The sequence below is a fragment of the Arthrobacter silvisoli genome (genome assembly GCF_003369445.1).
Taxonomy (GTDB): domain Bacteria; phylum Actinomycetota; class Actinomycetes; order Actinomycetales; family Micrococcaceae; genus Arthrobacter; species Arthrobacter silvisoli.
Map to the genome: position 1 here is coordinate 136,901 of NZ_QRCU01000036.1, position 26,611 is coordinate 163,511.

Genomic DNA, 26,611 nt, shown 5'->3' on the forward strand with positions numbered 1-26,611 from the left:
TGGGTTTTTCGCTAGTCGGCGAAGGCGATCTGTTCAGTGCGGGCAATGCTCCGCTGGATCGCCGCCTTGTCGATGCCCAGCAGGGACGTCAACCACATCCCGTTCTGCACGACGACAATGTCATCCGCGCGCTCCTTGCATTCTTCGCGGGAAAGCCCTGGCTTTGCATTGCCTATCAGGGTTGCGAGCCCGTCCAGATACTGGTCAAACGCTTCCGCGTTGACCAGGGCAAAGCCTTCATCGGCTTGCGCGAGGGCCCAGAGGTGGAGGCGCAGGGACAAGTATTCCGTTGTCAGGATTTCGGGTCCCGCGACCCGCCTCAAGGCTTCCCGGAGCTGCTCATCCGGGCGCGCCTCCGGATCGGGGGTCACCAGCCTCATGTCGCTCTCGCCGATTCGATTCAAGACCGCGCGAATCAGGCTTGGCTTGTCTGCGTAGTAGTAGTTGACGAGTCCGAGGGCGACGCCGGCTTCACGGGCCACCGCCCGCATATTGACGCCCGAGATGCCGTGGCGCGACAACAGCTCCAGCACCGCGTCCAAAATGCGGGACTGCCTGTCAACCTGCGCGCCGGAATTCACTGTCCTTGTAGCCACCCCGCCAGACTATGGCGAAAGCGCAGACGCCGCATCCCGGCACGACTTCCGCCGGTCGGCCCGACGGCGACGGGAACGTCCTTGGCAGCCCGCCGCCATGGACGGCTCGGGAAGCCTGCCCGGCACTTCGTTGCGCCCGGATTCCGCTCCCATTGAGTTGCGTATTACACAACACGATTTATGTATCGCGGGCTCGAAAAATATGACAGCCGCAACCGCCGGGGAGCCAGGTGCAACGCAACCATTTCGTCTGGACGGTACAGAAACGATTCCTCCTACTGCCATATAGCAAGCGCTGCCCACGGCGCACGCCCCAAGGTCGCAATGCGCGAGCCTAACGCGCATCGCGCTACGCAAAACTGCCCGGCTGGCGCAAGTCATGAAGGCCCAAGGCCGAACAAAATGCTTGACAACAGGGTGTGAATTGCGTCACGGTGTTGCGTATCGCGATGGAGGTTGCACATTAAACAACCATCGTGAACGCGAGCTTTCCCCATCCTTTCCCCACACGCTGCCCCGCCCGGAGCAGCAGCCCAGCAGGAGTACAGGAATGAACAGTTCCGACATATCAGTACGCAATCTTTGGAAAGTCTTCGGACCAGGCGGCGCGAAGATCCCCACAAACCCGGAACTGGCATCATTGTCTTCCTCAGAGCTGCTGGCACGCACCGGTTGCGTGGCAGCGGTCCGGGACATGAATTTTGACGTCGCCAAGGGCGAAGTCTTCGTCATCATGGGTCTCTCCGGGTCCGGAAAGTCCACTTTGATCCGTTGCCTGACCCGGCTGATTGAACCCACCTCGGGCCGTGTAACGGTCGGCAACAAGAACATCCTGGAAGCCAACGCCGCCGAACTGCGCGAGCTGCGCAGGCGGAAGATGTCCATGGTGTTCCAGCACTTCGGCCTCCTGCCGCACCGCACCGTGCTGGACAACGTCGCTTACGGGCTGCAGATCCGTGGCGCCTCAAAGAGCGAACGCTACGCCCGGTCCAGGGAAGTCATCGAACTGGTAGGCCTCAAAGGCTACGAACAGCACTTCCCTGAACAGCTCTCCGGCGGCATGCAGCAACGCGTAGGACTTGGCCGTGCTTTGGCTGGCGATCCGGACACCATCCTGTTCGACGAGCCGTTCTCCGCGCTGGATCCGCTGATCCGCCGCGACATGCAGGCCGAAGTCATCCGCCTCCACAAAGACATGGGAAAAACCATGGTCTTCGTGACCCACGATCTTTCCGAAGCCCTCAAACTGGGCGACCGGATCCTGATCATGCGGCACGGAGAAGCAGTCCAGTGCGGCACCGGTGACGAACTTGTCGGCTCTCCGGCCAACGACTACATCGCCGACTTCGTCTCCGAAGTCCCCCGTTCGGACGTCCTCACCCTGAAATGGATCGCCGAAGCCGTAGCCCCGGGAACGCCAAGCGACGCGCCCGTGCTGAGCTCCAGCACTATCATCCGCGACGCCATCCACACCGTCATGCATTCATCCAGCCCGGTCCTTGTCGAAGAAGCAGGCGCCATCACCGGCCAGATCGATCGCGACAGCATCCTCTCCGTGCTTCGCGGAGTGAGAGCAGCAGCATGAGCGCCACCCTGACCGAAGCGAAAGAAACGGTACGCACCGAACCTTCCCCCAATCCTGAACCTCGCCGTCGCCGGCCCAGCCGCCGGGTTGTGCTCCTTGGCAGCGCAGCCTTGACCTGGCTCCTGGGATTCCTTTTCCTCCACGGAACCGCTACCTTGGCGCTTCCCACCTCGGAATTGACCGATCTGCACCGCACGCTGAACCATTTCAACTCGTGGGTGGCATCGAACCGTACCGACAACCCGGTGTTCCTTTACCTGCTGTCCCCGCTCCGTACCGGCGTCGACGCTGTTGCCAACGCGTTCACGACCATCTTCGCGGCCAGCACCACCGGCCTGCGACTGCCCGAAATCGGCTGGCTGGGGACGGTAGCCCTGCTGGGGTGGATTGCCTGGGCCGTTGGCAATGCGAGGGTGGCCCTGCTAACCGTCGCCGTGTTCGTCTTCTTCGGCTTGCAGGGACTCTTCGTCGAGGCCGCCTACACCTTTGCCCTCGTCCTTACGGCGGTATTGCTCTCACTCTGCGTCGGCATTCCGCTGGGCGTGTTGGCCGGCGTCAGCAGCCGCTTCCAGAAGGCCGTCACGCCGGTGCTGGACTTTATGCAGATCCTGCCGTCCTTCGTCTACCTGGCACCCCTCGCGCTGGTGTTCCTGATCGGTCCGGCCTCCGCCGTCATCGCCACCGTGATTTATGCAGCGCCGCCCATCATCCGCCTGACCGCCCACGGCATCAGGGGGATCCCGGAGAACACCCGCGAAGCATCCGATTCCCTGGGAACCACCGGACTGCAGCGCTTGTTCACCCTCCAGATACCCATGGCCAAGCGGACGATCGTCATGGGCATCAACCAAGGCACCATGGCCGCATTGTCCATGGTTACCATTGCCGCGCTGATCGCCGCACCCGGCCTCGGCCAGGTAGTGGTTCGCGCCCTGCAGTCGCTCGACGTCGGCACCGCAGTGAACGCAGGCCTCTCGATCGTCCTCATGGCGATCGTCCTGGACCGCGTAACCACAGCGGCAAGCGAACGCGCAAAACCCAAAACCCAACGACGCCAAAGCAAACTCCCGCGCCGCCTCCGCACCATCCTGCTGGCAGCCGGTTTCGCCATCGTACTGGTTCTTATCCAGCTTTCCAGGACTGTTCTCTGGGCCGCCCAATTCCCCCAGGAGGTCAACTTCGGTCCAGACATCGTCAACGGTGTCGCCGGGGCGAGCGACTGGCTTCAGACGCATCTTTCCCTGCTGACCGAGACGTTCCGCGAAGGCATGACTGTTTCGTTGCTCAACCCCTTCCAAACCGTCCTGACAGATACACCGTTCTTCATCATCTTCGCGGTCCTGGCCCTTGCGGCCTACGCCTTCGGCGGCTGGAAGCTCACCGCCCTGGTACTCGGCTGCCTCGCTGCGATCGTCTACCTCGGCTTGTGGGGCGACGCGATGGCGACCCTCGCGAGCACGCTGGTAGCGACCGTGATCGTCATGCTGCTGGGAGTTGTGTTCGGCGTCGCGATGGGCCGCTCCAAGCGGTTGGACAACTTCCTGCGGCCGATCCTCGACGCCGGGCAAACCTTGCCCTCCTTTGTCTACCTCGTTCCCTTCCTCGGCCTTTTCGGCGCAACCCGCTTCACCGCAATCGTGGCAGGCGTGATCTATGCCGCGCCGGCCGCGATCAAGATCATGGCCGACGGCATCACAGGTGTCTCCCCGACCGTGGTCGAGGCAGCCGTGTCCAGCGGCTCGACCCCGTGGCAGGTCATCACGAAGGTCCAGCTCCCCATGGCCAGGAAGTCCCTGGGACTGGCTGCCAACCAAGGACTCATCTACGTCCTGGCGATGGTTGTTGTGGGAGCGCTGGTCGGCGCCGGCGGCCTCGGATACGACGTCGTCGGAGGCTTCGTCCAGAGCTCGCTCTTCGGCAAGGGCCTGGCCGCCGGCTTGGCCATCGTCTTCCTCGGAATCCTGCTTGACCGCATCACCCAGGCAGCCGCATTCGCGGCGCCGGCAAGATCCCACCGCACCGCAAAACCCACCCCGAACTCCGTTCCCACCACCAAGGAGGCTTGACCATGAGAAAAACCAGCGTCATCAGACGTGTTGTCCCAGCCCTGGCCGGAGCTGCCGCAACAGCCCTGCTTCTTGCCGGCTGTGGAGGCTCCTCCCTCAACCAGACGGCGGCAGCCGACGGCTCCAAAGCAAGCTGCGGCACCGTCAATGTAGCCCTCAACGCCTGGGTCGGCTACACGGCGAACGCTGCAGTGTACAGCTACGTAGCCAAGGACAAGCTGGGCTGCACGGTGGTGCAGAAGGACCTCAACGAGCAGATCGCCTGGCAAGGCTTCGGCTCGGGTGAAGTCGATGTCATCATCGAAAACTGGGGCCATGCAGACTTGGCCAAGCAATACATCACCGATCAGGCCGTGGCAGTCGATGCCGGACCGACCGGGAACAAAGGCCGGATCGGCTGGTACGTTCCGCCATGGCTTGCAAAGGCCCACCCGGACATCCTGGACAGCAAGAACCTGAACAAGTACGCGTCCCTCCTGAAGACCTCTGAGTCCGGCGGCAAGGGCCAGCTCCTGGACGGCGATCCGGCGTTCGTGACCAATGACGAGGCCCTCGTCAAGAACCTCAACCTGGACTACAAGGTTGTCTATTCAGGCTCGGAAGCGTCCCTGATCCAGTCGTTCCGCGCCGCCGAAAAGAACAAGACCCCGCTGTTGGGCTACTTCTACGAGCCGCAGTGGTTCCTCAGCGAGGTTCCGCTGGCCAAGGTCAATCTTCCGAAGTGGACCAAGGGCTGCGACGCGGATGCCGAGAAGATTGCCTGCGACTACCCGGACTACACCTTGAACAAGATCATCTCCAAGAAGTTCGCGGACAGCGGCTCCCCTGCGGCCAAACTTGCCAAGGCCTTCAGCTGGACCAACGCCGACCAGGATTCCGTGGCAACGGACATCCAGAACGGCATGAAGCCTGAGGCTGCGGCCAAGAAGTGGGTGGATGCGCACCCCGAGCAGGTAGCTGCCTGGCTCAAGTAGCCTTTCTCCACAGCACGACTCCAAGCCGGCACGGCGCCGGGCACCGAATTGGTGCCCGGCGTCGTGCGTTTCCGGGCCAACGCTCAGCCGCGCGCGCCGTCGCGGAGCCGGGCGTTTCCGCGGACGAGCTTGACCGCAAACGCGAGCGCCCCGAGCCGTCCTGTCCCGCGGGGATCGCCGCCGAGGACCTCGAAGATCCGGGCCAGCCGCTTGTGCAGGCTCTGTCGTTCGAGGAAGAGGACCCGGGCCGCCTCTGCGGTGTTGCAGCCCTCGGTGATCCACACATCCAAGGTACGCACCAGTTCGCCTCCGCGGCGGCGCTCGAGTTCCAGCAGCGGCTCGAGGGTCTCTTCGACGAAGAGTTCGACAGCCTGCCGGGGCAGTTCCCGCTCGGCGAAGCGTTCGACGACGAAGTCGGCACTGTCGTAGACGGCGTGCTCCCACTTGGACGCGCGTCCGAGCCGCAGGGTGGCGCGGGCTTCGGCGAGTGATCGTGACGCCCCGCGGATGGACGGTTCGGTGGGACCGAGCGCGCCGAGGGTGCCGCTGCCGGAGAGCGACTCACGCAGCGAGTTGATCAGCTCCTGCCGGGCGGCGACGCTTCCCCCGCTTTCGAACGCGACAAGCGCGATCAGGGCGTCGCCGTCGGCGTGGAGGCGGATATGGGTGCCTTTCGCGCGGAGTGCCCGCTCGGCGTCGGGCGCGGGACGCCCGGAGTCGCGGGAGCGGAAGAGCGCGACGGCGACAGGCACGTCCGGGCGCAGCCCGGCTGCTTCTGCCAGCTCGAGGAGCTGGTCGCCGCCTCCCCCGGCCACGATCATCCGCAGCAGCGCGTCATCAGCCATCCGGGCGAGGCTGGGCCGGTGGCGTTGCGACAGCGCAAGCGCCACGATGCCGCGGATCCGTTGGGCCACGGTCTCGAGGAGATCGGGATCTTCCGAAGCGGAGGAGATTTCGAGCCTGGCGATATCGATGCCGCCGACATTCAGTTCGACGCTGAGGGACTGCAGGCGCTCGTCCGCCGGTTCGGCCCCGGCAGATTCCATCACGACACCGCGCGGGTCGATCACGGCCACCCAGGCATCCAGGGCGCGTGCTGTGAGCTCGAGGATCGGCAGGAGCGGGGACCCGCCCGCCGCCATCTGCCCGGCGAGCTGCTGCGAGAGGGCGTCTGCTCTCTGGAGGGCCTCGACCTGCCGGGAGACGATGCGGCGGTTCACCCATTCGGCGACCTCGACGAAAGGCACCACGTTCCTCAGCTCCACCAGCGGGAGCCCTGCCTCCTCGGCGGCAGCCAGCACCTCGGCGGGAATGTCCCGGCCGCCGGCTGTTTCGAAGGCGACGCACGCGACCCCGCGCTCGGAGAGGCTGCGGATGTACTCAAGCTGCGCGCCTTCGCGAAGGGCCAGGAAGTTCTGGCCACCCACCAGCAGGAGCTCGCCGCCCCGAAGCAGCGGCGCGATCTGCACCACCTCGCTCGAGTGCACCCAGCGTACCGTCCGCTGGGCGACCGCTTCCTGCCCCGCGAGGACCACGGGGTGGCCGGGCAGGAGGGCTTCGCTCTCCAGGACTTCCCTGAGGGGAACCGCCATGCGGCGTCTCCTTTTCCGCTTGTTTGCCGTCCGGGCATGTGACCGTCCGGGGCGTGTAACGCGCATCTCGTGCAGGTGACAGTCTGTATCCCCCTGCAGCATTCAATGGTGACAGGGTGAGTCTACTGGACGCGGGTTTCCAGCCATACAGTGGAAGGAGCCGGCTACTCGCTCCCCCAGCGAACACACAGAGAAAGTAGTCTCCCATGAGCCTTCGCACTCAGAGCCATTCTGAGAACGCCACGCACGTCGTCGAGGATGTGCTGCAGCCCGTTCCAGAGTCGGCGCGCACCACCAAAGTTTCCGGGCAGTTCTGGATCTGGGCCGGGGCCAACGTCGCCCCCATCAACTGGATCCTCGGCGCCCTCGGCATCAACATGGGCCTCGGCCTCGCAGACACCATGACGGTGCTCATCCTAGGCAACATCATCGGCATGGTCGGGTTCGGTTTCTTCGTGCTCCTCGGCCAGAAGACCGGGGCAACGGGCATGCTGCTCGCCCGGGGCGCCTTCGGCCGCCGCGGCGCCTACATCCCGGCCGCCATCCAGGCGATTGTCGCCGTCGGCTGGTCCGCCGTGAACACCTGGGTCATCCTCGACCTGGTCATGGCGCTCTTCGGCATGATCGGCTGGGTAGATCCTGCCCAGGAAAACCTGGCCTGGAAGATCGGCGTCGCAGCCATCATCATGAGCGTCCAGGTGGCCATCTGCTACCGCGGCTATGGCGCGATCGCCAAGTTCGAGCGCATCACCATGCCGCCCACGCTCCTGGTCCTCGTGGCGATGTCCATCATCGCCTGGACCCAACTGCCCATCGACTGGAGCTACGCTGGCCCCGCCGGCGAGGTGCTCAGCGGCGGGGAGCGCATCGCCGCGATGTCCGGCATCATGACGGCGATCGGCATCGGCTGGGGCATCGGATGGTTCACGTACGCTCCCGACTACTCCCGCTTCGTCTCCAAGAGCATCGCGCCGCGCAAGCTCTACCTCACCTCGGTCCTCGGCCAGTTCCTGCCCGTTATCTGGCTCGGCCTGCTGGGTGCCAGCCTGGCGACAATGAACGGCACCGCCGACCCGGGCGAGCTGATCGTCAAGAGCTTCGGCGCCATGGCCATCCCCGTCATCCTGCTCGTCATTCACGGCCCGATCGCCACCAACATCATCAACCTCTACACCTTCGGCGTGGCCACGCAGGCCCTCGACATCAAGATCTCCCGCAAGAAGATCTCGATCGTGGTCGGCATCTTCTCGATGTGCGCCGTGATCCTCTTCCTCTTCGCGGAGGATTTCGCGACCCTCCTGGACAGCTGGGTCATCGCGATCGCGGCGTGGGTGGCCACCTGGGGCGGCATCATGGCAGTCCACTACTTCGTCTTCGAACGCCGGCAAAAGAACTTCGGTTACCTGTTCCTGAGCCCGCGGGACAGCCGGCTCAAGGCCGCCAACCCGCGTGCCCTCATCGCGTTCGGAGCCGGCCTCGTGATGACCTGGCTGTTCATGTATGGCGCCCTGCCGATCTTCCAGGGGCCGATCGCCACCGCAATGGGCGGCGTGGACCTCTCCTGGCTCGCCGGTTCGCTCACCTCGGGCGCACTGTACTTCGCCCTTGCCTACCCCCGCTTCCGCAGCCGGCTCCACCACGGCGTGCCGCTCGGCCTCAAGGTGGGCGTGGACGACCAGGCGTACCTCGCCGCGCACGGCGACGCAGCGCTTGGTGACGGAGTGCTGGGTGACGGAGTGCTTGGCGAACCAGGGCTTACTGACACAGCGCCCGACGGCGGCCACCCGGCGTCGTCCGTCCGCCCGCCCGCCAGCGGTGTCGCCTCGCCCGGGGCGAGCAACGTCACCACCCCGTAATTCCCCACCGCACCACACCCGGTGGCGGTGGGTCAGCGACCCGCCGCCACCCCTTTCCCTAGGAGAACCATGCCCAGCAGCGTCTACATGGAAGAGCTCGACGCGTTCACCTACCGCGCGGCCATTGCGGAGGGCGCGCCGATCATCATTCCGGTCGGCTCGATCGAGCAGCACGGACCCCACCTGCCGCTCAATACGGACGTCGTTCTGTCCAAGGCCATGGGCGCCCGCCTCGCCGGCGCCATTGGAGGCCTCGTCGCTGCGCCGATCGTGTACGGGTACAAGTCGCAGCAGCGTTCGGGGGGCGGCAACCACCTGGGCGGCACCACCAGCCTGGACGCGGCCACGCTGATCTCGATCGCCCGGACCCTCACCCTCGAGTTCGCACGGCACGGCGCCCACCGGCTGGTGTTCCTCAACGGGCATTTCGAAAACTACCAATTCCTCTACGAAGGGGCCGAACAGGCCACGGCGGAACTGTCGCTGCACGGCCAGGATGTATCCGCCATCCTGCTCTCCTACTGGGACTTCGTCGACGAGGACACCATCGAGGAGATCTACTGCGGTTCCTTTCCTGGCTGGGACGTGGAGCACGGCGGGGTCCTCGAAACCTCCCTCATGCTCCACCTGTACCCGGAGCTCGTGCGCCCGGACCGCGTCATGGACTTGCCCGCCGCACAGCTCCCCCGCTACGACGTGCTGCCGGTGCGGGCCGAACTCACGCCTGAGTCGGGTTGCCTCTCCTCGGCCAAGGCCGCCTCGGAGGCCGCCGGCCGGCTCCTGCTTGAACGGACCTCCAAGGCCCTCGCGGAGGCGGTCAGCACGGAACTCGCACTATGGCTGCCCTGACCGCAGATTCCTCAAGCCATCTTCCCTTCCACCCAACCCTGAAAAGGAGACACCCATCCCTGAAAAGAGCCGGCGGCTACCGCGAACACGACATCCTCGTCATCGGCCAGGACTCAGCAGAAAACATCACCAAATTCGGCTACGGCCCCGAACACAACATCATCGAAGCCTGATTCAGGACGGGACATGTCCCTCCTGCACCGCGGCCAGTGTTCAGGACGGGACATGTCCCTCCTGCACCGCGGCCAGTGGACACATTCGCGATATGTCCACTGGCCGCAGCCGGGTGCGGACATGTCCGCACCCGGGAGGGGCCTATTCCAGGACCGCGAGCGCCTCCTCCACCGTTGCCACGAGGTGGATGCGGCCGGCCATTGGCTTTCCAACGGCAAGTGCCTGCAGCATCGGCCATGCCGGGTATTTTTCCTGCCAGTATTCGCGCCCCACCAGCACCATGGGCGTAATGGTTTCCGGCGCGCCGTAGTAGTTCTCACAGGCGTCCTGGAAGATTTCCTGCACCGTGCCTGCCGACCCAGGCAGGAACACGATCCCGCCTGTACACAGTTCCAGCAGGATCGCTTCCCGCACTGAGTTCGCGAAGTATTTGGCGATGTGGGTGGCGAAGAGGTTGGGCGGCTCATGCCCGTAGAACCAGGTGGGAATGCCCAGCGTCGCGGTCCCTCCGGGATGTTGCCCGACGACGGCGGCCGCCGTCCGCGCCCAGTCCGTCACCGAGGGGCGGAAGCCCGGCGCGGCGGCAAGAGTTCCGAGCGCTGCGGTGAAGTCGCCGTCGGGCAATCCACTGAGGTAGGCGCCGCAGTTGGCGGCCTCCATCGCTCCGGGGCCTCCCCCGGTGGCCACCGTGAAGCCGTGGCGGGCGAGCAGCCGGCCGAGCCGCGCGGCGTCCGCGTATTCCGGGGTACCGCGCCAGGCCGCATGGCCGCCCATGACGCCCACCAGCCGGGTGCCGGCGAAGTCCCCGTTGGAAAGTGCCTCCTCCAGGGCGTCGCCGATGGCGTGGTCGTGAAGGGCTGCAGCGAGGGTGGCGTCGAGGCTGGTGCGCTGCCCGGGCAGGATGCTCCACTGGTAGATCCGGGCGTCCGGGGTGGCCTCGTACTCGTGCCCGGCAATGTCCTCGTAGAGTTCAGCCGCGGTGTACAGGCTGCCCCGATACGGATTGAAAGGGATGCCGCGCAGTTTCGGGAAGATCAGGGCGCCGCGGCTGCGCAGGTTGTCCTCGACGCCGGCGTCGAAGGTGCAGCCGAGGAAAATGGCGCCTTGGGCGTCGAGGGCCTTGAGTTCGCGGCTGCGGCCCCGCAGGTCCAGTGACTGGGCGTGCCAGCCGTGCATCGTCCCGGCACCGGCACCGACCAGCCTGTCGAAGTGCGCCACGCTTTCTACGTCGAGGGTGCGCGGGCTGGGGTTCAGTCGGCCGGAGGGTGTCATTCGATCAGCTTAGGCATGGGGTGCCTTTTCCGGGCAGCTCCGTAGCAGAATGGGCAGATGCAGCCTTCACAAGGTTTCCCGCGCATCGGCATCCCCGTCCGGCTCAGCAGTTCCGAAGGCGCCGATCCGCGCGTCGGCAAGGCCAACGGCCTCTTCGAATCCATCGTCGAACTGCTCCGCAGGGCCGGTGCGGAAACAGTATTGCTGGATTCCGCCGGCGATTCCGCGGGGGACGTCCGTGGACTCGACGGTGTCCTGCTGCCCGGCGGCGGCGACCTCAACCCCGGCCTCTACGGCGAGGAGCCCGGCACGGCGCTGTACGACGTCAACACCGCCCAGGACGAGCTCGACATCGTGGTGGGCAAGGCGGGCATCACAGCCGGGATCCCGGTGCTGGGAATCTGCCGCGGCCACCAACTCCTGAACGTGCTCTACGGCGGCACCCTCATCCAGGACATGCACCCTTCCGAAGTGCTGCACCGGCTCGCGACAAGCGCGGACCCGGCTGCCGACGCCCAGGACGGCCGGGCCGAGGACTCATGGGCGTGGCACGACGTCGGGCTGACCGCTGGCTCCCGGCTCGCCGCCCTGTACGGCGGCTCACGCAGCGTGCGGATCGCGTCCGGCCACCACCAGGCAGTCGCCCGGGTAGGCTACGGCCTCGTGGTTACCGCAGTGGCCGACGACGGCACCATCGAAGGCTTGGAGGATCCCCGACGCTGGGTGGTGTCCATGCAGTGGCATCCGGAGACGGGCCAATTGCCAGACGAACAGCGGCTGGCACCGTTCCAGGCCTTCGTGGACGTGTGCCGGGACCCTGCTGGCGGCAGCTGAGTCCTCAGTTGTGGCTGGCGGGAAATGGTGCGGCATAAGCGGGGCGCGTCAGGCGCCGGCGGCGGTGGTGCCGTCCAGCAGCCGGACGGCCTTCCATTGCCCGTCCGCGGCGGAGGCTTCCGCGGCGGAGACGATCGCGGCGGCCGAGGCGGCGTCGTGGATGTTGGAGTTCAACTGCTCCCCGCCGGTGACCGCCACCAGGAACTTCTTCGCCTCGATCACCTTCAGGTCATCGAAGCCCATGGCGCAGCCGGGTCCGGGCTGGAAGCGGGCGTAGTCGCCGTGCCGGGGGCTGCCGATCACCGTGGTGTAGCCCTGCTCGTCGTTGCTGCGGCCCAACACCACCTGGAGTTCGTTCATCCGTTCGAAGTCCCACTTCAGGGAGCCCTCGGTGCCATAGACCTCCAGGCGGTAGCCGCAGTCCCGGCCCACCGCAACCCGGGAAGATTCGATGGTGCCGACCGCACCGGCCCCCTGGGCGCCGGCTCCAAAGCGCACCAGCGCCGCGGCATAGTCCTCGTTCTCCACCGGTCCCATCTCGCCGTCCTCAATGACCGCGAAGTGCGTGCCCTCGCCCATCTCCAGCTTCGGGCGTTCGGTGTGGACCGTGCTGGTCAGGGCCGTGATATCGGAAATCGGACCGACGACGTACTGGCACAGGTCTGCGGCGTGGCTGAACAGATCGCCCAGCACACCGCTGCCGGCGAGTTTTCGGTTGAAGCGCCAGGACAGCGCCCCGTGGGGTTCGGCCGAGTAGCCCGCCATGAATTCGGCGCGGACGTTCGTGATGCGGCCCAGCTTGCCTTTCGCCACCAGCTCGCGGGCGTGCTCGACGGCGGGGGCGTGCCGGTAGTTGAAACCGATCGAGCTGTGGACGCCCGCCTCGATCACGGCACTGCGCACCGCTTCGGTCTCCTCGATCCCCCGGCCCACGGGCTTTTCGATCCAGAAGTGTTTCGCTGCCGTCGCAGCGGCGATGCCGATCTCGGCGTGCAGGAAGTTCGGCGCGCAGATGGAGACGACGTCGACGTCCGGGTGGGCGAGGACCTCGCGGTAGTCGGTGGTGCCCTCCGCGAAGCCCAGGACATCCTTGGCATATTCGATCCGCTTGGGTTCGGTGTCCGCGGCGATCACCAGGTGAGGACGGATCCCCAGTTCCGGGTACACGAGGGGCAGCTGCGTATACGCCTTGGCGTGCAGCTTTCCCATCCAGCCGACGCTGATCAGGCCGACACCGACACTACGGATTTCAGGGGACATGGACTTGCCTTTCAGCTGTCGGAGGGAGTGCAGGCCACGGCTGTGTGGCGCGCCTCACGCAGAACGCCAGACGATCATATGAACGTCAGTATGTCCTGTCAATAGTTCTTAGTACCCTATGGCGGCGCCCAAGCCGCGTACCGCCGTCGGGGCCCTCGGGACGACGCCGCGTTGGTCCCTTCCCCACGCTCGCAAGCTCGCGTCGGGGCCCTCGGGACGACGCCGCGTAAGTCCCTTCCCAACGCTCGCAAGCTCGCGTCGGGGCCCTCGGGACGACGCTTATGCCTCCACCAGGGCCGCGGCATCCTTGAGGACTTTGGCGGCGACCTCCAGGCCTTCGATACGGCCGAGCGAGACGTCCTCATGCTCGATGTTGACCAGCATGTCCGGGTCCACCTCACGCAGGGCGCGCAGGAACTCGGCCCAGTAAGCCGTGTCGTGGCCGCGGCCCAGGGCCACGAAGTCCCATGCGGATTCCTTCGGCCACTCGTTGGCCCATTCGTCGCCGCCGAGGTTGGTGCGGGGCTCGTCCGGGGAGAGCCGGCGGAAGCTGTTGTCCAGCACGCCGTAGAGCCGGGCGTGCTGGACATTGACGCGAACGTCCTTGGCCGCGGCATGGAACACCAGCGGGCCAAGCTCACGGACCACCGCGACAGGGTCCATCTGCTGCCAGAACAGGTGCGAGGCGTCGAGCTCGACGCCCACGTTCGTCGCTCCGGTCAGCTCCACGAGCCGACGGACGTCGGCGGTGTTGAACACCAGGTTCTGCGGGTGCAGTTCCAGGGCCACCTTGACGTCGTGGCCGCGGGCGAGGAGGTCGATTTCCTTCCAGAACGGCACAGCCACGCCCCATTGGTAGTCCAGGACGTCCAGGGCCGCGGAATTCCAGGCGTTGACCACCCAGTTGGTGACGGTGGCGCCGGGCTCGCCGCCAGGCAGGCCGGACATGGTGACCACGCGGTGCTGGCCCAGCCGTTCGGCCAGTCGGATGGAGCGGCGGATATCCTCCGCGTGCTTCTGTCCGATTTCCGGCTTGGGGTGCAGGGGGTTGCCGTTGCAGTTCAGGCCGGCGATGGACACGCCCGTGCCTTCAAACAGGGCCAGGAAGTCGTCCCGTGCCGCGTCGGAGGCCAGGATGTCGTCCAGGGTGGGCACGTGGACGGCGGGCAGGAAGCCGCCGGTGTTCAATTCGATCCCGGTGAGGCCCAGGTCGGCGATGACCTTGAGGGCATCAGGCAGGGAGCGGTCATGCAGGATGGCGTTGTAGATCCCGAGTTTCATGATGGTCTTTCTCAGAGTTCGATGCGGGAGCCGCCGGCCGCCGCCGAGCGGGCCACGGCGTCCAGGATGGTCATGCTTCGCAAGCCGTCGTCGAAGTTTGCACAGCGCGGCAGGGATTCCTCCGCGGAGAGGCCGGCGACCTCTTCGAGGAACGCGCGGGACTGGTAGGCGAAGGAGTCGTTGTGGTTGTAGCCGACGCCCGGGGCGTCCATGGCCATGCCGTTGGCCACGTACGGCAGTTCCGGGCCGATGAGGACCTGGCGGTAGCCGTTCCGGGCATACGGGCCCTGGTTAAGGTAGAGACCGAATTCGGCCGGGCGGTCCTGGTCGTAGCGTGCGGCGCCGTTTTCGCAGAAGATCTCGAAGGTCAGCGAGTTGGGGTGGCCAGCGGCGATGCGGGAGACCTCGAGGCTGCCCTTGCAGTGTTCGAATTCCGCGGCATAGGCGGCGTAGTCGTCGTTTTCCACCTGCTCGAAGACGTCGCTCACGGCGCCGTGGTCGTGGCCCATGACGGCGCCCAGCGGCAGCGGGCGCTTTTCGATCGCGGTGTGGAACTGCCCGCCGGAGACCGCCAAGGTCTTGCCGCAGAGGAACTCCGAGATATACGTGGTGTGGCTGCCGAGGTCGGCCAGCGCCCCGGAGCCCGGCGCACCCTTGTAGCGCCAGCTCATGGGAGCGTGCGGGCTGCAAGAGTAGTCGGTCCAGTAGCGGCTGGAGAAGTGCAGCGGCCGGCCCAGCGTGCCGTCGTCGATCAGCGTCCGGATGGCGGCGATGGCGGGCGAACGGAGGTAGGTGTAGCCGATGCGGGCGAGCACGCCGCGTTCCTCTGCGGCGCGGGCGGCGGCGAGCATTGCCTCGGCGTCGGCAATGGAATCGGACAGCGGCTTCTCGCACAAGACGTGCTTGCCGGCGGCGAGCAGGCCTTCCACTACCTCGCGGTGCAGGGAGTTGGCGATTACCACGGAGACGACGTCGATATCATCGGCTTCGGCGATGGCGCGCCAGTCGGCGTCGTGGCGTTCGTAGCCGAAGCGGCGTGCGGCTGCCTGGCCGAACCCGGCATTGACATCCCCGATGGAGACCAGTTTGACCTCCGGCAGCGTCGGGGCGAAAAGGCTGCTGGCAACGCGGTAGCCGGCAGCGTGGGACTTGCCGGCCATGCCGGCACCGATGACGGCGACACCCAGCGTCTTGCTCATGGGGCTCTCCTTGGAAATTGAGGTGTGCGGGAGGTAACATTTGGAGCGCTCCAAACGAGAGTAAGGCTGAGTAATTTGTCCTGTCAATACACCAATAGAACTGCGCTGGCCCTGCTGGTCGCCGCGGCCTTCTTCCTCGAGTTCCTCGACGGCACGGCCCTGGCCACGGCGCTGCCCGCCATCGCCCGGGACTTAGAGGTGGCCGCCGCGGATGCAAACATCGCCATGACGGCCTACCTCCTGGCCGTGGCCATGGGGATCCCGGCCAGTTCCTGGCTGGCCGGCCGCTTCGGCTTCCGGCGGATCTTCTGCCTGGCCATCGCGGTGTTCACCGTCGCCTCGCTGCTCTGCGCCCTGAGCCCGACGTTGTGGGCCCTGACGGGTTTCCGTGCCCTGCAGGGCCTGGGCGGAGCCATGATGGTGCCCGTCGGATCGCTGCTGGTCCTGCGGGATACGCCCAAGGACCAACTCTTGCGGATGACGGCGTTCCTGGTCTGGCCCGGCCTCATGGCCCCGGTCCTGGCACCGCTGGTAGGCGGGCTGCTCACCCAGTACCTGTCCTGGCACTGGATCTTCCTGGTGAACCTGCCGCTCGGCGTCGCGGCGTTCATCGTTGCTCTGCGGCTCGTGCCCCGCACCGCACCGGACCGCGGGGCACGGCTGGACTGGCCCGGCGTTGGCTTCACCACCTTGGGCGTGGGGGCCTTGGTGGCCGGGCTGGAACTGCTCAGCGCCGGCACGCAGGCCGCTGCCGCCGTCGTGCTCCTGCTGCTCAGCGCAGGATTCCTGGCCGGCGCGGCGCAGTGGATGCGCCGCCGCGGCCCGGGCGCCCTCTTCGACCTCAGCGTCTTCCGCGTGCACACTTTCCGCGCCACCCAGACCGGTGGCCTGGTGTACCGGGTGGCCATCACGTCCGTCCCGTTCCTGCTGCCCCTGCTGTTTCAGGACGGCTTCGGCTGGGATCCGGTGCACGCAGGTGCGCTCGTGACGGCCGTGTTCATCGGGAACATCGCGATCAAACCCGCCACTACTCCGCTGATCCGACGCTTTGGCTTCAAGCCGCTGCTGGTGCTCGCCGGCATCGGATCGGCGCTCACCTTCGTGGCCTGCGCCGCCCTGGGACCCGGGACCCCGGATGCGGCCATCGTGGCGCTCCTGGCACTCTCCGGGGCGCTGCGCTCCCTCGGCTTCTCCGCGTACATGAACGTCCAGTACGCCGACGTCTCGGCCGGGCAGCTGGCCAGCGCCAACGCGGTCGCGAATACCCTGGTGCAGCTGGCGCACGCCCTGGGGGTCGCCGTCGGGGCCTTGTTCATCCGGCTGGGCGCCGGGCTCCTGCCGGCCGCCCACGGTTCGGCCGACCCGTACCGGGCCGCCCTGCTGGCGGTGGCCGCGCTCATGCTGCTCAGCGTTCTCGATTGCTTCTTCCTGCCGCGCAACGCGGGCACCTCTGTCAGCGGGCGCCCTGCGGGCAAGGTGAGGGCATGAACGCCCGCCCCACCATTTACGACGTCGCCCAACGCGCCGGCGTCTCGAAGTCGCTGGTCTCGCTGGTCCTGCGGAACGCCCCGCACGTGGCCGAGGCGAAGCGCGAGGCCGTGAAGAAGGCGATCCAGGAGCTGGGCTACCGCCCCAGCCAGGCCGCGAGCGCGCTGGCCAGCCAGAGCACCCGCTCGGTGGGCCTGTTGATCGACGACTTCCGGAACCCGTGGTTCGTGGAGCTGCTGGCCGGGGCCCGCTCAGTGCTGGACCCGGCAGGCTACACGTTGACCGTCGCGGACCTGCGGTTGGAGGAAGCCAGCGGCCGCAACCCGGTGGACGGCTTCCTGGCCCAGCACGTTGACGCCTTGGTAGTGGCCGCCGAGGCGCCTCCGGAGATGGTGCGCGACGTGCGCGTCCCCCTGGTTATCGCGGGCACCCGAAGCCTCACTCCGTTGCTCGGAAATTCGCTCGAAGACGGCGGGCCGGCCGACGTGGTGGCCGGGGACGACGACGCCGGTGGGCAGCTTGCCGCCCGGCACCTGCTGGAGCGGGGTCACCGGCGCATCGCGCACCTGAGCGGGCAAGGCGCACCGGCGGAGCACCGCCGTCAGGGTTTTGTCCGGGCAATGGCGGCGGCCGGGGCCGAACCCCTGGTGTACGGCCTCGACGGCGGCACGGACGAGGCGGATGGCTTCCGCGCGATGCGGCAGGCCCTGGAAGCGGGCGAACGGGCCGCGGGCGCACCGCCCACCGCGGTATTCGCCGCGAACGATGTGATGGCCCTGGGTGCCATGGCCGCCCTGCGTGACGCCGGCCTGCGGGTGCCCGAAGACGTCTCGGTCCTTGGCTACGACGACTCCCCGCTGGCCGCCTACGGCTACATCCGGCTGAGCACGGTGGACGGCCACAGCAGGAGGCTCGGGGCCGAGGCGGCACAGATGGCGCTGGACCGGATGGCTGCCCCGGCGGCGCCCGCGCGCCGGCTCCTCCTCGAACCTGTGGTGGTGGAGCGGTCTTCCGTGCGGGTCACAGATGCGTAAGCGCTTTCATGCGCGCCCCGGAGGCCACTACAGTATGTGATGCAGCGCATACTTTCCCTGTGCGGCTGCTGCCACGCACGGTGTACAAGGAGGTCCCATGGGCGGAATGAGCAGCGACGGAAACGGGACGCTTAAGCAGGTCCTCGCGGCCCTGGAAGCGGAACCGGGGCTCCGCCGCAAAGGACCGGACTGGAAAGCCTTTTTCGCCCGCGTGGACCAGTACGTGCCCGTGCTCCGGGAGCTGTTCTCCTCGCTCTACGGCTCACGCCCGGACTGGGAGGAGCACTTGGCCGCCCTCGTCGTGGAGTGCGCCAGATCGTGGCAGGAGCGCCCCGCGGACTTGAAGGAGCTCGACGCCCGGCGCGAGGCCGAGCCGCAATGGTTCGCTGCCGGAGACATGCTCGGCGGGGTCTGCTACGTGGACCGCTACGCCGAAAACCTCGAGGGCCTGCGCGGCCGCATCCCTTATTTCAAAGAGCTCGGCCTCAGCTACCTGCACCTCATGCCGCTCTTCCTCGCCCCCGAGCCCAACTCGGACGGTGGCTACGCGGTGTCCAGCTATCGGGACGTCAATCCGAAACTCGGCACCATGGCCGGGCTGCGGGAGGTCGCCGCGGAACTGCGGGCCAACGGCATCAGCCTGGTGGTGGACTTCATCTTCAACCACACCTCGGACGAGCACGAATGGGCGCGGCGTGCCGCCGCGGGCGAACAGGAGTTCTCCGACTACTACTGGATCTTCCCGGACCGCACCATGCCTGACGCCTACGAGCGGACGGTGCGGGAGATCTTCCCGGACGACCACCCGGGCAGCTTCGTGCAGCAGCCGGACGGCCGGTGGGTCTGGTGCACTTTCCATACCTTCCAGTGGGACCTCAACTACGCCAACCCGGCCGTGTTCCGGGCGATGGCCGGGGAGATGCTGTTCCTCGCGAACCAAGGGGTGGAGATCCTGCGCATGGACGCGGTGGCATTCATCTGGAAGCAGTTGGGCACCGCGTGCGAGAGCCTTCCCGAGGCTCACCAGCTCCTGCGCGGCTTCAACGCAGTGTGCCGCCTGGCCGCGCCGTCGCTGCTGTTCAAATCCGAAGCGATCGTCCACCCGGATGAGGTGGTGCAATACATCGACCCCGCCGAATGCCAGATCTCCTATAACCCGCTGGAAATGGCCCTCGGCTGGGAGGCCCTGGCCACGCGGGACGCCTCCCTGCTCTCCCAGGCCCTGGAACGGCGCCACAACCTCCCGGACGGAACCGCCTGGGTCAACTATGTACGCAGCCATGACGACATCGGCTGGACCTTCGCGGACGAGGACGCCGCGGAGCTCGGGATCAACGGCTTCGACCACCGCCGCTTCCTCAACTCCTTCTACGTCAACCGCTTCCCGGGAAGCTTCGCGCGCGGGGTCGCGTTCCAGGACAACCCGCGCACCGGGGACTGCCGTATTTCGGGTACGACGGCGTCCCTGTGCGGCCTCGAAGACGGCTCACCGGAGGCGGTTCGCCGGGTGCTCCTGCTGCACTCGATCGCGATCAGCACCGGCGGCATCCCGCTCATCTACCTCGGCGACGAGGTGGGCCAGCTCAACGACTACGGCTACGCGGACGAGCCGGGCCATGAGGCCGACAGCCGCTGGGTCCACCGCCCGCACTACCCTGCCGGGCGCTACGCCCACCGCGGGGATCCATCGACGCCGGAGGGCGCCATCTTCGCGGGCCTGAGGCGGATGCTCGACGTGCGTTCCGCGACCCCTGAGCTCGCGGGGAACCCCCTCATCGGCTTCAACGCCAACAACCGGCACGTCCTGGGCTACCAACGCCCGGGGGCCGGCCGCACCGTCCTGGTCCTGGCGAACTTCGCAGATACGGCCCAGCACGTCTCCGCCGGGACCCTCTCAGGCTTCGAAGCCGGAGCCACCGAACTCCTGGGCGGCCGGGCCGTGTCCTTGGTGGACGGCCTGACGCTGGGGGCCCAGGAGTTCGTGTGGCTGGCGGTCAAGGCGGCGGGTTAGGGCGCTTGCTCCCCCGGGTACACGATGCCCAGCAGCCCGTCCATGTGGCTGCCGGGTTTCCCGTCCCAGCGGGGCTCCGTGCCGTCCGTGCTCCGGACCGTCAGGCCGCCGGGGCCGTTGAACGGGCCATCCCTCACCAGGGCGGCCTCGGTGCCTACTACGGTGAACGTGGCGGGGGTGAAACCGCCCATGGTGGCGGCAAGTGCGGCCCGGGCGCCGCCGTCGAAAACCAGTAGCGCGGAGAGCTGCCCGTTGACCGGTTCCCCGCCGCGGCCCGGAACAGTGGCTCCGCGCGCGGTCAGGGCCGTGGCCTCGCCGGCCAGGTCGGTGGCCAAGGCGAACAAGTAGACGCCCAGGTCCAGGAGCGGTCCGCCCGCCAGGGCGGGGTCATAGGCGCGGTGCGACGGCGGCAGGAACTCACCGTAGTCCGCCACGCTCTGCGTCACCGCACCCAGCCGGCCGTCCCGCACGAGCTACCAGACGACGTCGTACCTGGGCAGGAAAACGCTTGAGCTCCACATGCCCGGGGTCGAAGCGCCGCATGAAGCCCAGCGACACCGGGCCGCGATCCCCTTCCAGCTCCACGAGGTCCCGGCACTCGTTCACGCTGGGGGCCAGCGGCTTCTCGCACAGGACCGGCTTGCCGGCGGCCAGGCAGGCGGTCACCAGGGCCGCATGGGTCGAGTCGTGCGAGGCCCCGGACCGAACGGCTGAGAGTCCTGGCATGGTCGGCTCCCATGATTCCGGCGCCGATCACTCCGACTCTGATGGTCATGTGTTCCTGCTTTCTGCCGGCGCGTCCGCTTGCACAGCGGCGGCTTCTGCCCGGACTTCCTTGAGTTGCTCACTGTGCCCGCCGAGCTGTTCGAGTTCGTGGGCGAGTTCGGCCAGTTCGGCGCCGCCGGCCATCTGGGCTGTGAGCTCTTCGAGGGTGATGTCCTTCTTGTCGTAGTAGCCGATGCTCCGCCCCCGCTTGAGCAGCAGGAAGCGGTCGCCGACGGGGAAGGCGTGGTGCGGGTTGTGGGTGATGAAGATGACCCCGAGGCCGCGGTCGCGGGCCTGCAGGATGTAGCGCAGCACCACGCCGGACTGCTTCACGCCCAGGGCGGCCGTGGGTTCGTCGAGGATGAGGACCTTGGCGCCGAAGTACACGGCACGTGCGATGGCCACGCACTGGCGTTCGCCGCCGGAGAGCTGGCCGATGGGCTGTTCGACATCGCGCAGGTCGATGCCCATGTCCTTCAGTTCCTTCTTGGTGATCTCCTTCATCCGCGCCACGTCCAGGCGCTTGAAGGGACCAAAGCCGGTGGTCAGCTCCGAACCAAGGAAGAAGTTGCGCCAGATCGGCATCAGCGAGACCACGGCCAGGTCCTGGTACACGGCTGCGATGCCCGAGTCCAGGGCCTCGCGCGGGCTGCCCAGCTTGCGTTCCTCGCCCATGATCGTGAACGTTCCGTGGGTGTGCTGGTGGCGGCCGGCGATGATCTTGATGAGGGTGGATTTGCCGGCGCCGTTGTCGCCGAGCACGCAGGTGACGCGGCCGTTGTCCACGGCCATGGTCACATCCGTCAGGGCGATGATGTTGCCGTAGTGCTTGGCCACCTTATCGAGTTTGAGCAGGTGAACGGGGCGGTCGGTGAGCGGGTCGGTTTCGTCGGCCAGCAGGGTCTGGTTGGAGATGTGCTTGGCTGTGCTGTTCTCGGTCATGGTTGCGCCTTTCCTATTTGCTCGCGTCCGCGCGGCGCTTGACGATCAGGTTGACGATGGTGGCCAGCAGCAGCATCAGGCCCAGGAAGAACTTGAACCAGTCCGGGTTCCACTGCGCGTACACGATGCCCTTGTTGGCCATGCCGAAGATGAAGGCGCCGATCGCGCCGCCCACCGCGGAGCCGTAGCCACCGGTCAGCAGGCAGCCGCCGATCACGGCCGCGATGATGTAGAGGAACTCGTTGCCCACGCCCTCGCCGGACTGCACGGCGTCGAAGGCGAACAGGTTGTGCATGCCCAGCAGCCAGCCGCAGAAGCCGACGGCCATGAAGAGGCCGATCTTGGTCTTGGTGACCGGCACACCGACAGCGAGCGCAGCGCTGTCGTCGCCGCCGACGGCGAAGATCCAGTTGCCCACCTTGGTGCGCAGCAGGATCCAGGAGGCCACGGCCACCAGGAGGATCCAGTAGAAGATGGTGATCTTCAGTTCCACGCCGCCGATGGTGATCGAGGAGGCGAACACCGCACGGGCAGACTCAAAGCCGTCCAGCTTCGCGATCGACGGCGAGGACACGCTGCCGCCGACGGCGCGGGTCAGGGCCAGGTTCAGGCCGGTCAACATCAGGAACGAGGCCAGGGTGACGATGAAGGACGGGAGTTTGGTCTTGATCAGGATCCAGCCGTTGATGAATCCGATGCCAAGCGACACCACCAGGGCCACACCCACGCCCACCCAGGCATTCATCGAGAAATACCAGGAGAACAGGGCCGCGGTAAGGGCCGAGGAAATCACGGCGACGCCGGTGGAGAGGTCGAATTCACCGCCGATCATCAGCAGCGAGACGCCCACGGCCATGATGCCGATGGTCGAGGAACCGTACAGGACGGTGGCCAGCGCATTCGGCTGGGTGAACGTGGGGGCCACCGAGGCAAAGAAGACGAACAGCGCGACTGCGCCGACAAGGGCACCGACCTCCGGACGGGCCATGAGCTTCTGGAAAGGGTTTCGCTTCGCAACACGCTCATCCGCCACGGGAGCCTGCGGAGCATTGACAGTTGTTGACATGGGGATACTCCTGGGTCGCGGGGTGCCGTCCGGCCGGAACCGGACGGCACACCGGGGGACGTCCGTGTTAGCGGACGCCTTCCTTGGCGTACTTGAGGATTTCTGCGCCGTTTTCCTTGTCGATGATGGCCGGGCCGGTCAGGACCGCCTGGCCGCCGCCGATCTTGAAGCCACCGCGCTTGTTCTGCCACAGGGAGTCCACCGACATGTAACCCTGCAGGTACGGCTGCTGGTCCACGGTGAAGAGGACGTTGCCGTCCACGATCTGCTGGGCCAGTTCGGCGTTGAGGTCGAAGCTGGCTGCCTTCGCCGAACTGCCGGCGTCCTTGATGGACTTCAGCAGGGTCAGGGTGATGGGGGCGCCCAGGCCGATGATGGCGTCGGCGTCCTTGGTGGCCTGGAGCTTGGCAGTGGCGGTGGACTGCACGCTGGTCATGTCCTGGCCGTTGACGTACAGGACTTCCGTGGCCGGCACCTTTTCCTTGACCCCTGCACAGCGGGCCTCAAGGCCGACATGGCCCTGCTGCTGAATGACGCAGATGGGGTGCTTGTAGCCTTCAGCGGCGAGCTTGGTGCCCACGGCCTCGCCGGCGAGCTTCTCGTTCGAGCCGAAGTGCGTGAAGGCTCCGAGCTTGGCGAAGGCATCCTCGCCGCCGTTGAAGCTCACCACCGGAATGCCGGCGTCGACTGCCTTCTTGACGACGTCCTTGAGTGCGTCGGGGGTGGCCAGGGTGACGGCGATGCCGTCCACCTTCTGGTCGATGGCCTGCTGGACGAGCTGGGCCTGGCGGCCCGCTTCCTGGTCGTTCGTGTACAGCAGGTCGACGTTGTCCTTCTTGGCTGCTTCCTCGGCGCCCTTGCGGACGATGTCCCAGAAGGTGTCGCCAGGGGCCGCGTGCGTAATCATCGCGATCTTCAGGCGGGGGGTGCTCACGGCCGCCTGGCCGCCACCATTGCCGGTGCCGCTGTCGGCGGGCCTGCCTCCTTGCGCGGAGCAGGCCGCGACGGCCAGCAGGGGTGCCACAAACGCGACGGCGGCGACACGGCGCCAGGTGTTTTTCTTCATCCGAATCTCCTTCGATCCTTTCCCACGGAACGGCGTGGGGGGCTGGAATTGATCATGGGTGATCGGCATCACAAGAGTCAATAGTTTGTCTTGACATATTTACGTCACGATAAATAATGGGATGTAGAAACCGGCGTATGTCAGCTACTGCTGACAAATGAACCACGGCTTCCGGGTGGTGCGTGTCGCTGCCATGACGCGGATTCCGGGCCTAAACTTCAGGCAAGGCATTTGTCCTTGCAACCGGACATGCCACGGCCACCCGATCCCGAAGGAGACGGAGAAATGTCACAGCTCCTGAACATCCCTATCGACCGTTCCTCCCCCGTGCCCCTGTACCACCAGGTGGTCCAGGGCATCGAGGGCATGATCCGTTCGGGCGCCCTGGAACCCGGTTCCCGGCTGGAAAACGAGATCGAGCTCGCCAGCCGCCTCAACCTCTCCCGCCCCACCATGCGCAAAGCCATGGATGAGCTGGTGCGCGCAGGCCTGCTGGTCCGCAAGCGCGGCGTCGGCACCCAGGTGGTCGCCAGCCAGGTGCGCCGCCCCCTGGAGCTCTCCAGCCTCAACGACGACCTCCTGCGCACCGGCCAGAAGCCCAGCACCCGTGTGCTGTCCTTCAGCCACGGCCCCGGGCAGGAAGAACAGCGCACCACCCTGCAGCTGCCGGCCGGCGTCGGCGTCTACCACTTCACCCGGCTCCGCAGCGTCGGCAACAAGCCGCTGGCGCTCATGGAGAACTGGGTGCGCGACGACGTCGCACAACTGAGCGAGGAAACCCTCAGCGAGCGCGGCATGTACGACCTCCTGCGCACCGCCGGGGTCAACTTCCGGCTCGCGCAGCAGAGGATCGGCGCCGCCGTCGCGGACGAATACCAAGCCGGCTTGCTCGGCTGCGAGCCGGGCGCAGCGCTCGTCACGATGGAGCGCACCGCCGTAGACGACACGGGCCGGAACATTGAAACCGGGCACCACGTGTACCGGGCCGACTCTTACACCTTTGAGATGACGCTGGTCCAGCGCTGAGGCGCGGGGCCGGCACTCCCGATCGAAAGGACGCTCCCCCCATGGCCGAATGGGTCTACCCCTCAGGACAGGCAGCCGACGGCGACTGGCAGGTCTCCCTTGGCGCGCACGACAGCAGCACCAAGGTGGACGGCTGGGCCCACACCGGGCTGAAGGTCGCCACCCTGGCCCCCGGCGCAACCGTGTCCCTGGACGCCGCCGCCGAGGAGCGCATCGTTATCCCGCTTGAGGGGTCCTTCACGGTGACGGTGGACGGTGGGGAGCACGAGTTGCGCGGCCGGAGGAGCGTCTTCCACGGCACCACCGACGTCCTCTACACCGGCATCGGTAAGGCCGCCTCGGTAAGCAGCGCGGGCGGCGGCCGGGTCGCCGTCGCCCTGGCACCGGCCAAGGCGGAGTACCCCACCCGCCTGGTCCGCGCCGAAGAGACCCCGCAGGAACTCCGCGGTGCCGGCAACTGCTCGCGCCAGGTCCACAACTTCGGCACCCCCGCCGCCCTCGAAGCGGACCGCTTCATCGTCTGCGAAGTCATCACCCCTGCCGGGAACTGGTCCTCCTACCCGCCCCATAAGCACGACGAGGAAAAAGACGGCGAAACCGCGCTCGAGGAAATCTACTACTTCGAAACCCGCCTCGCCGAAGGCTCCCCCGTCCCCGCCGGCAGTCCCGCAGGAACCGACCCGCTGGGCTACGTTCGCGTCTCCGCATCCGACGAGCGCCCCATCGACATCTGCGGCGAAGTCCGCACCGGCGACGTCGTCCTGGTTCCCTACGGCTGGCATGGCCCCGCCATGGCCGCCCCCGGCTACGACATGTACTACCTCAACGTCATGGCCGGCCCCGGCCGAGTGCGCAAGTGGCTCATCAGCGACGACGAGCACCACGGCTGGGTGCGCACCACCTGGGAGGACGCCGACGTCGACCCCCGCCTGCCGTTCACGGCCTAAGGTCCGCTTGCCCCCTTCACCGGCTTAAACGTGGTAGCCCGCCGAAATTTGAGCGGGTTACCCACGTTTGGGCCGGTAACCTCCGCGCACGGGGAACACCGGCGCGTAGGAATTTGGCTGCGAGCCTTTCGGGCCGGGTCAGTTCATCCCCTTCCCATCGGATCACGCCATAACCCAGTTCGCGGATCCGGTCCTCGCGGGCTTTCTCTTCCGCCACTACCTCCGAGACTGACTTTCCACTGAGCTCCCGGGCACGGGTGTATTTAGTGTGGCCGTCGAATTCGCCCACGAGTTTCCGCCGCGGCCAGTAAAAGTCCGTGCGGGCCACCTCTCCGGACGGCCCCATCACGTGGAACTGCAAATCCGGAACCTCGAAGCCAAGCTGCGCGATCACTGCCCGGCTGAAGGACTCGCCCACGGATTCGGAGCGATGATCCGCAAAAGCCACGGCCGTTGCCATGCGTTCCCGTTGAGCGGCTTTGGGAAGCAAGGCGCAAAGCTCTTCAAGATGGCCTTTGGAGCGGAGATACGGCGCGTCGGCCCGCTCCGACAACATCTGGTCCGCGACCACAACTGCGTCCGAAAAGGACAATCGGTGGAGAGTGTCCCCGAGGAGTCCGTCTAAGTCCTGGACCCGCAACCGCAGCCCTAGACGATATGTGTGAGGGGGCTGCGGCCCGGGGTGGGTTCCGGTCCTTCTGATCGTCCATTGTCGCCGGGACGGCTCC

24 protein-coding genes are annotated in these 26,611 nt (G+C 66.7%); 12 read left to right on the top strand and 12 right to left on the bottom strand.

Annotated elements, in window-relative coordinates:
- Window positions 1-11: 11 nt before the first annotated feature.
- Complete coding sequence (locus DWV11_RS09425; RefSeq protein WP_115788626.1) at window positions 12-596, bottom strand: TetR/AcrR family transcriptional regulator; 585 nt, start codon at window positions 594-596, stop codon at window positions 12-14.
- Window positions 597-1,146: 550 nt separating this feature from the next.
- Between DWV11_RS09425 and DWV11_RS09430 the strand changes: the two genes are divergently transcribed.
- Genes DWV11_RS09430 through DWV11_RS09440 form a run of 3 tightly spaced genes read left to right on the top strand, consistent with a single transcriptional unit; the run spans window position 1,147 to window position 5,221 of the window.
- Window positions 1,147-2,181 carry a quaternary amine ABC transporter ATP-binding protein gene (locus DWV11_RS09430; RefSeq protein ID WP_115788627.1) on the top strand — a complete coding sequence of 345 codons (1,035 nt, stop codon included), beginning with the start codon at window positions 1,147-1,149 and terminating at the stop codon, window positions 2,179-2,181.
- Complete coding sequence (locus DWV11_RS09435) at window positions 2,178-4,247, top strand: ABC transporter permease (protein ID WP_115788628.1); 2,070 nt, start codon at window positions 2,178-2,180, stop codon at window positions 4,245-4,247. The genes DWV11_RS09430 and DWV11_RS09435 overlap by 4 nt, the downstream gene beginning before the upstream one ends.
- A gap of 2 nt (window positions 4,248-4,249) precedes the next feature.
- Window positions 4,250-5,221 (top strand): ABC transporter substrate-binding protein, encoded by a 972-nt coding sequence (locus DWV11_RS09440; protein ID WP_115788629.1) that lies wholly within the window; start codon window positions 4,250-4,252, stop codon window positions 5,219-5,221.
- 83 nt (window positions 5,222-5,304) lie between these two features.
- Here the strand turns inward: DWV11_RS09440 and DWV11_RS09445 are convergent, their stop codons facing one another.
- Window positions 5,305-6,813: a PucR family transcriptional regulator gene (locus tag DWV11_RS09445; RefSeq protein ID WP_168404639.1), complete on the bottom strand. Its 1,509-nt coding sequence runs from the start codon at window positions 6,811-6,813 to the stop codon at window positions 5,305-5,307.
- A gap of 206 nt (window positions 6,814-7,019) precedes the next feature.
- On the opposite strand from DWV11_RS09445, the gene DWV11_RS09450 reads away from it, so the two are divergent.
- From DWV11_RS09450 to DWV11_RS09460, 3 genes are all read left to right on the top strand, one after another.
- The gene (locus DWV11_RS09450) at window positions 7,020-8,669 is read left to right on the top strand and encodes a purine-cytosine permease family protein (protein ID WP_115788631.1); all 1,650 of its coding nucleotides are present in this window, start codon (window positions 7,020-7,022) and stop codon (window positions 8,667-8,669) included.
- Window positions 8,670-8,738: 69 nt separating this feature from the next.
- Window positions 8,739-9,518 (top strand): creatininase, encoded by a 780-nt coding sequence (locus DWV11_RS09455; RefSeq protein WP_115788632.1) that lies wholly within the window; start codon window positions 8,739-8,741, stop codon window positions 9,516-9,518.
- Complete coding sequence (locus DWV11_RS09460) at window positions 9,506-9,691, top strand: hypothetical protein (protein ID WP_115788633.1); 186 nt, start codon at window positions 9,506-9,508, stop codon at window positions 9,689-9,691. Before DWV11_RS09455 ends, DWV11_RS09460 begins: the two co-directional genes overlap by 13 nt.
- A gap of 142 nt (window positions 9,692-9,833) precedes the next feature.
- Here the strand turns inward: DWV11_RS09460 and DWV11_RS09465 are convergent, their stop codons facing one another.
- Entirely contained in the window at window positions 9,834-10,964 is a 1,131-nt protein-coding gene (locus tag DWV11_RS09465; protein WP_115788634.1) for an LOG family protein, read from the bottom strand.
- Between the two features lie 57 nt (window positions 10,965-11,021).
- On the opposite strand from DWV11_RS09465, the gene DWV11_RS09470 reads away from it, so the two are divergent.
- Window positions 11,022-11,798: a gamma-glutamyl-gamma-aminobutyrate hydrolase family protein gene (locus DWV11_RS09470; RefSeq protein WP_115788635.1), complete on the top strand. Its 777-nt coding sequence runs from the start codon at window positions 11,022-11,024 to the stop codon at window positions 11,796-11,798.
- A 48-nt stretch (window positions 11,799-11,846) separates the two neighbouring features.
- Here the strand turns inward: DWV11_RS09470 and DWV11_RS09475 are convergent, their stop codons facing one another.
- The 3 genes from DWV11_RS09475 to DWV11_RS09485 all read right to left on the bottom strand — a co-directional run bounded on the left by DWV11_RS09475 (window position 11,847) and on the right by DWV11_RS09485 (window position 15,538).
- On the bottom strand, window positions 11,847-13,058 hold the full coding sequence (locus DWV11_RS09475; protein WP_115788636.1) for a Gfo/Idh/MocA family protein: 1,212 nt from the start codon (window positions 13,056-13,058) through the stop codon (window positions 11,847-11,849).
- A gap of 279 nt (window positions 13,059-13,337) precedes the next feature.
- Window positions 13,338-14,339, bottom strand: a complete 1,002-nt coding sequence (locus tag DWV11_RS09480; RefSeq protein ID WP_115788637.1) for a sugar phosphate isomerase/epimerase family protein — start codon at window positions 14,337-14,339, stop codon at window positions 13,338-13,340.
- Between the two features lie 11 nt (window positions 14,340-14,350).
- Window positions 14,351-15,538, bottom strand: a complete 1,188-nt coding sequence (locus tag DWV11_RS09485) for a Gfo/Idh/MocA family protein (RefSeq protein WP_115788638.1) — start codon at window positions 15,536-15,538, stop codon at window positions 14,351-14,353.
- A 75-nt stretch (window positions 15,539-15,613) separates the two neighbouring features.
- Here DWV11_RS09485 and DWV11_RS09490 point away from each other — a divergent pair, with 75 nt between their 5' ends.
- The 3 genes from DWV11_RS09490 (at window position 15,614) to DWV11_RS09500 (ending at window position 20,071) form a co-directional block, all read left to right on the top strand.
- Complete coding sequence (locus tag DWV11_RS09490) at window positions 15,614-17,026, top strand: MFS transporter (protein ID WP_245953528.1); 1,413 nt, start codon at window positions 15,614-15,616, stop codon at window positions 17,024-17,026.
- Entirely contained in the window at window positions 17,023-18,060 is a 1,038-nt protein-coding gene (locus tag DWV11_RS09495; protein WP_115788639.1) for a LacI family DNA-binding transcriptional regulator, read from the top strand. Before DWV11_RS09490 ends, DWV11_RS09495 begins: the two co-directional genes overlap by 4 nt.
- A 97-nt stretch (window positions 18,061-18,157) precedes the next feature.
- Window positions 18,158-20,071: an alpha-amylase family glycosyl hydrolase gene (locus tag DWV11_RS09500; protein WP_245953529.1), complete on the top strand. Its 1,914-nt coding sequence runs from the start codon at window positions 18,158-18,160 to the stop codon at window positions 20,069-20,071.
- Here the strand turns inward: DWV11_RS09500 and DWV11_RS09505 are convergent.
- The 5 genes from DWV11_RS09505 to DWV11_RS09525 form a co-directional block, all read right to left on the bottom strand.
- Window positions 20,068-20,517, bottom strand: a complete 450-nt coding sequence (locus DWV11_RS09505; protein WP_136017892.1) for a Gfo/Idh/MocA family protein — start codon at window positions 20,515-20,517, stop codon at window positions 20,068-20,070. The two genes, DWV11_RS09500 and DWV11_RS09505, sit on opposite strands and share 4 nt — an antisense overlap.
- Window positions 20,489-20,797 (bottom strand): Gfo/Idh/MocA family protein, encoded by a 309-nt coding sequence (locus DWV11_RS09510; protein ID WP_245953530.1) that lies wholly within the window; start codon window positions 20,795-20,797, stop codon window positions 20,489-20,491. The genes DWV11_RS09505 and DWV11_RS09510 overlap by 29 nt, the downstream gene beginning before the upstream one ends.
- A gap of 45 nt (window positions 20,798-20,842) precedes the next feature.
- Window positions 20,843-21,778, bottom strand: coding sequence for an ATP-binding cassette domain-containing protein (locus DWV11_RS09515; protein ID WP_115788641.1), 936 nt, complete (start codon window positions 21,776-21,778; stop codon window positions 20,843-20,845).
- A 13-nt stretch (window positions 21,779-21,791) separates the two neighbouring features.
- The gene (locus DWV11_RS09520) at window positions 21,792-22,844 is read right to left on the bottom strand and encodes an ABC transporter permease (RefSeq protein WP_115788642.1); all 1,053 of its coding nucleotides are present in this window, start codon (window positions 22,842-22,844) and stop codon (window positions 21,792-21,794) included.
- Between the two features lie 67 nt (window positions 22,845-22,911).
- Window positions 22,912-23,910: a substrate-binding domain-containing protein gene (locus DWV11_RS09525; protein WP_115788643.1), complete on the bottom strand. Its 999-nt coding sequence runs from the start codon at window positions 23,908-23,910 to the stop codon at window positions 22,912-22,914.
- 285 nt (window positions 23,911-24,195) lie between these two features.
- On the opposite strand from DWV11_RS09525, the gene DWV11_RS09530 reads away from it, so the two are divergent.
- Both DWV11_RS09530 and iolB read left to right on the top strand, forming a co-directional pair.
- Entirely contained in the window at window positions 24,196-24,936 is a 741-nt protein-coding gene (locus tag DWV11_RS09530) for a GntR family transcriptional regulator (protein ID WP_115788644.1), read from the top strand.
- 41 nt (window positions 24,937-24,977) lie between these two features.
- Complete coding sequence (iolB, locus tag DWV11_RS09535) at window positions 24,978-25,883, top strand: 5-deoxy-glucuronate isomerase (RefSeq protein WP_115788645.1); 906 nt, start codon at window positions 24,978-24,980, stop codon at window positions 25,881-25,883.
- 16 nt (window positions 25,884-25,899) lie between these two features.
- Here the strand turns inward: iolB and DWV11_RS09540 are convergent, their stop codons facing one another.
- Window positions 25,900-26,454, bottom strand: coding sequence for a hypothetical protein (locus tag DWV11_RS09540; protein WP_115788646.1), 555 nt, complete (start codon window positions 26,452-26,454; stop codon window positions 25,900-25,902).
- Window positions 26,455-26,611 lie beyond the last annotated feature (157 nt).